Origin of the sequence: Coprococcus sp. AF21-14LB, from assembly GCF_003458885.1 — a bacterium.
Lineage (GTDB): Bacteria > Bacillota > Clostridia > Lachnospirales > Lachnospiraceae > UBA9414.
Window position 1 is genome coordinate 1 of record NZ_QRVX01000070.1, and the last position, 9607, is coordinate 9607.

Here is a 9607-nt window from a genome sequence, read left to right on the forward strand (position 1 = left end):
GTTGTAAGACCCCTTGAAGACGACGAGGTAGATAGGACAGAGGTGGAAGTGTGGTAACACATGTAGCTGACTGTTACTAATCGGTCGAGGGCATAACCAAGTGAGGTAAGGATAGGAAAGTGAACGAAGGATGAGATTTCTTGTATGTGGTTTTGAAGGTATAGAGAGAAGACACCGTATATCATTGATATATGGTGTTTTTTACATGTATAGAATTTTTTATTTATCATTTTGAGATTAATTGAGTAATTTGCGTATATCTGTGCAAAATTATAATTAGATTTTAGATATATTTTATGCTATTTCTAAAAATTCCAGAAAGAATTTAGTGAAAATGTTGAACTTTAGTATCTAACTTGTTACACTATTAGCATATTTTTATGAAGCGAGTTTGCTTTGTGTCGGTAAGTTGAAAGGAGAATTGTTATGGGATTTTTAACAGGAAAGACAGCAATTATTACAGGGGGCGGCAGATCTGTTTTAAGTGATGGACGCTGTGGATCAATCGGGTATGGGATTGCAACAGCATATGCAAAAGAAGGTGCAAACCTTGTGATTACTGGCAGAAATGTGAAGAAATTAGAAGAAGCAAAAGAAGAATTAGAGAAATTATATGGTGTGAAAGTTTTACCAGTGCAGGCCGATGTCAGTGCCGGAGCTGATAATGAAGCAGTTGTACAGAATGTAGTGAAAGAGGCAGTAGAAGCTTTTGGAAGAATCGATGTATTAATTAATAATGCACAGGCATCTGCTTCCGGCGTTACATTAGAAGATCATACGACAGAACAGTTTGATCTTGCGGTATATTCAGGTCTGTATGCTACATTTTATTATATGAAAGCCTGCTATCCATATTTGAAAGAAACAAAAGGAACTGTGATTAACTTTGCTTCAGGAGCCGGATTATTTGGAAATTATGGACAGTGTGCATATGCAGCAGCAAAGGAAGGTGTTCGTGGATTAACAAGAGTTGCGGCAACAGAGTGGGGGAAAGACGGAATTAATGTAAATATCATCTGCCCGCTTGCATGGACTGCACAGCTTGAGAATTTTGAAAAAACATATCCGGATGCATTTAAAGCAAATGTAAAAATGCCGCCGGCAGGACATTACGGCGATACAGAAAAAGAGATTGGACGTGTTTGTGTACAGCTTGCTTCTCCGGACTTCAAGTACATGAGTGGAGAAACAATTACGCTGGAAGGCGGTATGGGACTAAGACCATAAGAATATCAGAGCATCTGGAGTGTTATATGCGATAAAATAATGAAAGACAGTATAGAAGAGTGAGAATAACGGACTTCTATACTGCCTTTTTTTTGGTGGTTTTGTAGAACCGGTTAAGAATTTGTACAAAGTTCATCTAACGAATGAAATGAGTAACCCATTTCTTCCCATTTTGTCAAAAGTTCATCAAGAATCTGACCGTTGGTAGAAGAAGTGTTGTGAAGCAAGACAACAGCGCCCGGATGAATGCGGGGAAGCAGTTTAGCAAAAGCTTCTTCTTTTGTCGGCTGCTGATCCTGGTACCAGTCCACATAGCAAGGCTCCAAAAAAAGGTTTTATATCCAAGAGCTTTTGCCATTTCGAGATTTTGAGTACTGTAGATTCCCTGGGGAGGTCGGTAATATTTTGTCATAGGCTCTCCGGTAATTTGTTCATAGAGCGTTTCTACTTTTTCTAATTCCTCTTGAAAACGCTCTTTTGTAGAAATTTTAGACATATCCGGATGGGTGTATGTATGATTTCCTACTGTGTGCCCTTCACGAACGATTTGCCGGATGAGATCAGGCTGTTCTTTGACAAAGTTTCCTACGCAGAAAAAAGCAGCGGGAGCATTGTGTTTTTTGAGTGCTTCGAGGATAGGCTTCGTATTCCCGTTTTCGTAGCCGCAGTCGAATGTCAGGTACAGCTTTTTTTCGGTGGTGGCTTCTGCAAAATATGCGTCATAGGCTTTCAGCTCTTCTATCGTTGCATTTGCGGTAGGAAGCTGACCTTCCTCAGGAAAACCAAGTCCCCAGTTACCGGATGCAGAGGTTTCAACAGTTTCCGGGGAAAAACAGTCTATACAGTAGGCAGTAAATTCTCCGGCAAGAAAAGAAGCGGTAAGCAGTAGGAAATATTTTGCACACTGTTTTGCATAAGATTTGATGTTCATAATCACTCCGAAAGATGTGTTATTTTAAATATATGAAACAACAGAGAAAGTATGCGTGATGAGAAAAAAGAAGAGGGAAAAAATTTTTAGAAAGTTACAGAATCTGGCTGATTTTGCAAGGAAAATATACTATAATAAAACAGGGAAAAATAGACATAAGGGGTATCAAGATGATTGCATTCGAAGCGTTAAATAAAGATATGATTGTATTTTCCTATCAGACGGGACCGATTATGGGGATGGACGGTGATGAAGGCGGATTTTCTGTCTGTCTGTATGGAAATGGAAATCTAAAATACTGTACCTATAAATTTTGTGAACAGATTAACTCTATGGAAATTTTTAAAATGACCAAAGAGGAAACAAAGATGATCTATGATACGATTGCAGAGGCAGAAGAAGAACTAAAGAAAATTCCGGAGCGTTTGGATAACGGATCTACCAGCGGGAGTTCAAATGAGTTTGAATTTCTCGGTCATAAAAAAATCCGTGCCTGGAATATTAAGAAGAGTTATCCTCGTGCTGTCTGGTTTACTAACCGCAAATATTATGAGGCTTATAAAGAAAATATGATATACGAGAATCAGGTCATTGGCATTTTTGAGATGATTTGTCGCTGTTTCAAGAAGCAGGGAATAGAACTTTCGTTGGAGCGTTGTGCTATGCGGGAAGACTGCAGAGTAAGAGTGACCTGGAAAGAGCCATAGAAAGTGACATGAAAAGAAACATTGTTTTGTAGAAAGATTCTATAAAGCAGTGTTTTTTTTGTAATATTTTTTTTCGGGAATCTTGACAAACATTAAATGTGGAGGTATTATGATGATATCAAAATAATATCATATAAATATCTATTGTGAGGAGGTGCCTGATATGAAAGGGGAAGAAAAAAGAGTAGAGGAGAAGTTACTGCATCCGAAGAGCGGAATGGTAATGCTGAGCATATGGATTCTTGTTATGGTAATAGCGATAGTGATTATGGTCGGAGGCGGAATTCTCTATGGAAGAGGAACGATTGGTAATGCAGTTCTTGCAGTTAGTGAAATGATTGGTGCGATTGTTTTTACAGGAGCTGTAATTGCGATGGCAGGATTAAAAATTCTTAATCCAAATGAAGCAATCGTATTTGCCCTTTTTGGTAAATATTATGGTACAATTAAAAAAGAAGGATTCTTTTGGGTAAATCCATTTTGCACTGCGATTAATCCAAGTACAAGGAATGGAATGCCGGTTATGACGGCAAAAGGTTCTTCAGGAAAGTCAGAGTGGGGAATCAGTGATAAGAAGGTTTCACTAAAGACGATGACATTAAATAATGAGAAACAGAAAGTAAATGATGAACTCGGCAATCCGGTGGAGATTGGTGCAGTTGTAATCTGGAAAGTAATTGATCCGACGAAAGCGATGATCAATGTGGAGAATTATAAGAATTATCTGTCTATTCAGTGCGATGCGATTATTCGGAATACAGCACGCTGCTATCCGTATGATACAAGTGCCGGCGGAGATGAGAAGTCACTGCGCGGAAGCAGCCAGGAGATTGCAGACATCATGTGTAAGGAGCTTCAGAAAAAGGTAGAAGAAGCAGGAATCCAGATTCAGGAAGTTAGAATCACACATCTTGCATATGCACCGGAGATTGCTTCCGCAATGCTCCAGAGACAGCAGGCAGCAGCAATCATCGATGCGAGACAAAAGATTGTGGAAGGCGCAGTCGGTATGGTAGAGATGGCGTTGGAACGTCTGAGTGAAAAGGAAGTAGTAGAGTTGGACGAAGAGAGAAAAGCCGCAATGGTAAGCAACCTTCTTGTTGTTCTGTGCGGAAATAAAGATGCACAGCCGATTGTAAACAGTGGTTCGCTGTACTAGAAATATTATGAAAGAAGGTGGAACGGACAATGGAAACAGAAGAAAAGAAAGCTAAGGAAAAAGCTAAGAAACAAGTTCCACTTCGATTGAATGCAGCGCTTTGGAATGAACTTGCCCAGTGGGCAGAAGATGATTTTCGTTCGATTAACGGGCAGATAGAATATCTTCTGACAGAATGTGTGAAATATAGAAAGAAGCACGGAAAGAAAGAAGAAGACGTTACATAAAGGTTTACAGGAAATGGATCAGAAGGAAATGAAACTTTCTGATCCATTTTTGTGTGAGGACCCGGTAAGAGCGACAGGACAGTTTACATAAGAATAAAATAGTTAGATATTTAATTAAAAAACTGTAAAAAATTATTAGAAAATAGTGAAAAAAGGGTTTGTTTTCTTGACATATATGGAGGATAAGCATAATATATCGTTAGATATCTAACTAATATAGATTTATAGATATAAGAGAAAGAAAGGAAATGAAGGGAGGAAATAAATGTGAGATGCCGAAGAGAAAATATTCCGGTGCAGATGCTTGTCTATCAGATTCTCCATCTGACAACTTATCGGGCAGAGCGCTTGCTGGAGAAATATGATTTAAAACGAGGACAGGCAGGGATCCTGTTTGTGCTGGAAGAGCACAGTAATATTTCCCAGCGGGAACTGGCGGATTTGTTAAGCGTAAAACCACCGACGATTACTTCCGGATTGAAGAAAATGGAGAAGTTAGGATACATTGTGCGAACACCGGATCAGGAAGATCAGAGAGTGCTCCGACTGCAAAATACTGAGAAAGGTACTGCATGTGTGGAGAAAATCCGTGAGACGATGAAAGAAATGGAGCAGATCATGTATCGGGGATTAAGCAGAGAAGAAGTGTTGCTGCTTCGAAGACTTTTGATGCAGATTCGGGATAATTTTTTTGAAAATGAGAAAGATTTGGAGGCAGTAAAAAATGAAACATTTACTTAAATATTTAAAGGCTTATACTGTTTCAGCGATTGTGATTATTGTTGTTCTTGCGGCGCAGGCGTACTGTGATCTCTCGCTTCCGGGATATACTTCCGACATTGTGAATGTGGGAATCCAACAAGGGGGAATTGATACAACGATCCCGAAGCAGATCAGTAAAACAGATATGGAAAAAGTAAGTCTGTTTTTAACAGAAGAAGAAAAGAATACGGTAATGAAGTCTTATGCGGAAGACAATACAACGTATAAGACAGATGCCTATATTTTAAAGGATACCGTGTTGGATGATGAGAAAGCGATGGAAAAGCTGTCTGAGCAGATGAACGATGCAATGCTTTTGGCAGAATCTATGTCACTGAAAGAAGATACGAAAGGAATGTTGGATCAGCTTTTAACCATGCCGGAAGAGCAGCGGCAGGCAGCTGTTGAACAAATCCGGGTTCAGGCAGAAGAAAAGATGAAAGACATACCGGAAACAATGACAGAACAGGCAGCGACCATTTATGTGAAGACAGTCTACGAAAATCTTGGTGTAGACACAGAAAAACTGCAGAACAGTTATATTTTGCGGACCGGTGGGAAAATGCTTGCGCTGGCATTTTTAGGAATGACAGCCAGTATCGTTGTTGGATTCTTAGCATCAAAAGTTGCGGCGGCAGTCGGTCGGGATCTGAGAAATCAGGTTTTCCAGAAGGTAGTCAGCTTTTCCAGCGGAGAGTTTGATAAGTTCTCGACAGCGTCACTCATTACACGAAGTACAAATGATATTCAGCAGATACAGATGCTGACGGTCATGCTGTTTCGTATGGTGTTATATGCTCCGATTATTGGAATCGGCGGTGTATACAAAGTATTTCAGACAAATGTGGATATGTCATGGATTCTTGCGGTTGCAGTGATATTGATTTTAATTGTAGTGATATTGCTCTTTACAATTGTAATGCCGAAATTCAAAGTTCTGCAGTCGCTTGTAGATCGCCTGAATCTTGTGACAAGAGAAATCCTGACGGGACTTCCGGTCATCCGTGCATTTAGTACAGAAAAATATGAAGAGAAGCGTTTTGATAAATCTAACCGTGATCTTATGAAGACACAACTGTTTGTAAATCGCGCTATGACCTTTATGATGCCGGTTATGATGCTGATCATGAATGGAATTTCTGTTCTGATCGTCTGGACGGGCGCTCATGGAATTGACAGCGGTGCAATGCAGGTTGGAGACATGATGGCGTTTATTCAGTATACAATGCAGATTATTATGGCATTTTTAATGATCTGTATGATCTCCGTGATGCTTCCGCGGGCAGCAGTTTCGGCAACGAGGGTAAATGAGATTCTGACAAGCGAAACACTTGTGCAAGATCCGAAACAGCCGGAGAAATTTGGAGAAAATGCAAAGGGAACAGTTGTATTTGATCATGTATCGTTCCGATATCCGGGAGCCGGAGAAGACGTGCTTCACGATATTACATTTACGGCAAAACCAGGTGAAACGACAGCATTTATCGGAAGTACGGGAAGCGGTAAATCTACACTGATCAATCTGATTCCGCGATTTTATGATGTGACTGAAGGACGGATTACGATTGACGGAAAAGATATTAAAAATGTCACGCAGCATGATCTGCGCGAGCGAATCGGTTATGTACCGCAGAAGGGAGTGCTGTTTTCGGGAACAATTAAGTCGAATATTTTGTATGGAAGGCCAAAAGGCAGTGCAGAAGAAATGCAGACAGCGGCTGAGATTGCACAGGCAGCAGAATTTATTGATCAAAAGAAAGAAGGGTATGACAGCCATATCGCTCAGGGCGGGGCAAATGTATCCGGAGGCAGAAGCAGAGACTTTCTATTGCGAGGGCAATTGCGAAACAACCGGATATCTTTATTTTTGACGACAGTTTTTCGGCGCTTGACTATAAAACAGACGTGACGCTGCGAAAAGAGCTAAAGAAACATACGAAAGACAGTACCGTATTGATTGTGGCACAGCGGATCAGCACGATTCTTCATGCAGAACAGATTGTGGTGCTGGATGAAGGAAATGTTGCGGGAATCGGAACGCATAAAGAACTGCTGAAGCATTGTGAGGTGTATCGCCAGATTGCGGCATCTCAGCTCTCCGAAAAAGAGCTGGAACGTGATCTGAACAGTGGAAAGGAGGAAGCATAATGGGCAAGTCAGAACATAGAACTCCGAAAAGAGGCGGTATGGGGCACGGCCATGGCCATGGAGGAATGATGGCAGGAGAGAAAGCAAAAGACTTTAAAGGAACAATGAAAAATCTTATGGGATATATCAAAGAATTTCGACTTGCAATTTTCTTTGTAATTGTCTTTGCTGTTGGAAGTACGGTATTTAATATTGTTGGACCGAAAATCCTCGGAAAAGCAACGACGGAAATCTTCAACGGGCTTGTCGGCAAAGTTTCCGGAGGAAGCGGGATTGATTTTTCAAAGATTGGACAGATTTTACTTTTCTTGTTGGGACTTTATCTTGTCAGTGCATTATTTTCTCTGATTCAGGGCTATCTTATGACGGGAGTGACACAGAAACTCTCCTATAAAATGCGTAGAGAAATTTCTGAGAAGATTCAGAGAATGCCGATGAATTACTTTGATATGACAACTCATGGAGAGGTACTTTCACGAGTCACAAATGATGTTGATACACTGAGCCAAAGTCTGAATCAGAGTGCGACACAGCTGATCACATCTATTACAATGCTGATCGGTGTACTCGCGATGATGCTCAGTATCAGTCCGCTGATGACGGTAGTTGCACTTTTGATCCTTCCGGTATCAATGATCTTAGTATCAATGATTGTAAAACATTCTCAGAAATATTTCCGGGATCAGCAGGAATATCTGGGGCATGTGAACGGGCAGGTAGAAGAAGTTTATAGTGGACATACGATTGTAAAGGCATTCAACAAAGAAAAAGAAGTGACAGAAGAATTTGCGAGAAATAATGATATTCTCTATGAAAGCGCCTGGAAATCTCAGTTTTTCTCAGGAATGATGATGCCGATCATGCAGTTCGTAGGGAATCTTGGGTATGTGGCAGTATCGATTCTGGGAGGATATCTGGCAATTAAGAAGACAATCGAAGTCGGAGATATTCAGTCCTTTATTCAATATGTGAGAAATTTTACGCAGCCAATCCAACAGGTAGCTCAGGTGGCGAATATGCTGCAGTCAACGGCAGCTGCTTCGGAGCGAGTGTTTGAATTTCTGAATGAGGCAGAAGAAGATCAGACGGTGGAACACCCGGTTTCTGTAGAAGGGCTGAAAGGAAATGTCACATTCGATCATGTACATTTTGGATATCAGCCGAATAAGATTATCATCAATGATTTTTCGGCTGAAGTAAAAGAAGGGCAGAAAATTGCCATTGTTGGTCCGACCGGTGCAGGAAAGACAACGATGATTAAATTGCTGATGAGGTTTTATGATGTCAATAGTGGTGCAATTCTTGTGGATGGACATAATCTGAAAGATTTTAATCGAAGTGAATTGCGTCAGATGTTTGGAATGGTCCTCCAGGATACATGGCTTTTCCACGGCAGCATTAAGGAGAATATCCGCTATGGAAGATTGGATGCTACAGATGAAGAAGTCGAAGAGGCAGCAAAGGCGGCTTATGCACACAGATTTATTCAGACACTTCCGGGTGGATATGATATGGAGCTGAATGAGGAAGCTACGAATGTATCTCAGGGGCAGAAGCAGCTGTTGACGATTGCGAGAGCAATCTTAGCAGATCCGAAGATTTTGATTCTTGATGAGGCGACCAGCTCTGTTGATACGCGAACAGAAGAGAGGATTCAGAAAGCGATGGATAATCTGATGAAAGGAAGGACGAGTTTTGTGATCGCGCATCGCCTTTCTACGATCCGGGATGCAGATCTGATCCTTGTTATGAAAGACGGAGATATTGTAGAACAGGGAAATCACGAAGAATTACTGAAGCAGGGAGGCTTCTATGCGGAGCTTTATAACTCCCAGTTTGAGCAGGCAACGGCGTAAGGCCGGTCTTTGAACCAAATATGTATAATAAATGGAAGAAAATAGCAGGCATATTGCAATTTAAGTCCTTTGAGTGTAAAGTATAAATTAACATGGAGTATTTATAGCTAGATAGTTAATTTGCTGAAATTTCATGGAAAGTTTGCGTAAAATGTGGAAAAGGATGAGTCATATGAAAAAGAGAATAATAACGAATGCAACTGCTATGGCGGCTGTGGCTGCTGTTGCGATTTCTTCTGCAGCAACACCGGTATACGCAGCTGAGATTCAGGGAGAAACACAGACAAAGGAAACGCCGTCCAGTCTAAAGGAAGCGAAAGAGCAGCTTTCAGAAGCAAAAGAAGCGAATCAGAAAGCTTCTGAGAAGGAAAAAAATGCTGAAAATGCATACAAGAAGGCAGAGGCGGAACGAAAAGAAGCAGAACAAGCGGCAAAGGATGCAGATCAGGCTGCAAAGCAGGCAGTGAAAGATGGAGAAGATGCATTTGTTAAGGCAAAAGAAGATGCAGACAAGGCGGCCGAGAATGCTAAGGATCAGCTGGAAGATACAGAAAAACAGCTGGGAGAATCGAAGGAAGCGGAACAAAGTT

At 40.9% G+C, this 9607-nt stretch carries 7 protein-coding genes, 1 rRNA gene and 2 pseudogenes; 9 read left to right on the forward strand and 1 reads right to left on the reverse strand.

The window, feature by feature from the left end; translation table 11 throughout:
* A 23S ribosomal RNA gene (locus DWX73_RS12045) occupies positions 1–100 on the forward strand; the annotation flags it as partial.
* 326 nt (positions 101–426) lie between these two features.
* Positions 427–1227, forward strand: a complete 801-nt coding sequence (locus DWX73_RS12050) for an SDR family NAD(P)-dependent oxidoreductase (RefSeq protein WP_118348988.1) — start codon at positions 427–429, stop codon at positions 1225–1227.
* Between the two features lie 113 nt (positions 1228–1340).
* On the opposite strand, the pseudogene DWX73_RS12055 reads toward DWX73_RS12050, so the two are convergent.
* A pseudogene (locus DWX73_RS12055) lies at positions 1341–2158 on the reverse strand (polysaccharide deacetylase family protein).
* A 170-nt stretch (positions 2159–2328) separates the two neighbouring features.
* On the opposite strand from DWX73_RS12055, the gene DWX73_RS12060 reads away from it, so the two are divergent.
* From DWX73_RS12060 to DWX73_RS12090, 7 genes and pseudogenes are all read left to right on the forward strand, one after another.
* A complete protein-coding gene (locus DWX73_RS12060) occupies positions 2329–2865 on the forward strand; it encodes a hypothetical protein (protein ID WP_118348989.1) in 537 nt (178 codons plus the stop codon).
* Between the two features lie 163 nt (positions 2866–3028).
* The gene (locus DWX73_RS12065; RefSeq protein ID WP_118348990.1) at positions 3029–4024 is read left to right on the forward strand and encodes an SPFH domain-containing protein; all 996 of its coding nucleotides are present in this window, start codon (positions 3029–3031) and stop codon (positions 4022–4024) included.
* A 29-nt stretch (positions 4025–4053) separates the two neighbouring features.
* Entirely contained in the window at positions 4054–4251 is a 198-nt protein-coding gene (locus DWX73_RS12070) for an Arc family DNA-binding protein (RefSeq protein ID WP_118348991.1), read from the forward strand.
* A 267-nt stretch (positions 4252–4518) separates the two neighbouring features.
* Positions 4519–4992, forward strand: a complete 474-nt coding sequence (locus tag DWX73_RS12075; RefSeq protein ID WP_242996891.1) for a MarR family winged helix-turn-helix transcriptional regulator — start codon at positions 4519–4521, stop codon at positions 4990–4992.
* Positions 4976–7161 (forward strand): annotated as a pseudogene (locus DWX73_RS12080) (ABC transporter ATP-binding protein). The gene DWX73_RS12075 and the pseudogene DWX73_RS12080 overlap by 17 nt, the downstream one beginning before the upstream one ends.
* On the forward strand, positions 7161–9017 hold the full coding sequence (locus DWX73_RS12085) for an ABC transporter ATP-binding protein (RefSeq protein WP_199413561.1): 1857 nt from the start codon (positions 7161–7163) through the stop codon (positions 9015–9017). The pseudogene DWX73_RS12080 and the gene DWX73_RS12085 overlap by 1 nt, the downstream one beginning before the upstream one ends.
* Positions 9018–9189: 172 nt before the next feature.
* Positions 9190–9607, forward strand: a 418-nt coding sequence (locus DWX73_RS12090) for a hypothetical protein (protein ID WP_118348992.1), incomplete at its 3' end; no start/stop codon positions are given.

What these genes read in the sequence shown, in the direction of transcription:
- DWX73_RS12050 (WP_118348988.1), top strand. Translation starts at nt 427, where the DNA reads ATGGGATTTTTAACAGGAAAGACAGCAATTATTACAGGGGGCGGCAGA.
- DWX73_RS12060 (WP_118348989.1), top strand. Translation starts at nt 2,329, where the DNA reads ATGATTGCATTCGAAGCGTTAAATAAAGATATGATTGTATTTTCCTAT.
- DWX73_RS12065 (WP_118348990.1), top strand. Translation starts at nt 3,029, where the DNA reads ATGAAAGGGGAAGAAAAAAGAGTAGAGGAGAAGTTACTGCATCCGAAG.
- DWX73_RS12070 (WP_118348991.1), top strand. Translation starts at nt 4,054, where the DNA reads ATGGAAACAGAAGAAAAGAAAGCTAAGGAAAAAGCTAAGAAACAAGTT.
- DWX73_RS12085 (WP_199413561.1), top strand. Translation starts at nt 7,161, where the DNA reads ATGGGCAAGTCAGAACATAGAACTCCGAAAAGAGGCGGTATGGGGCAC.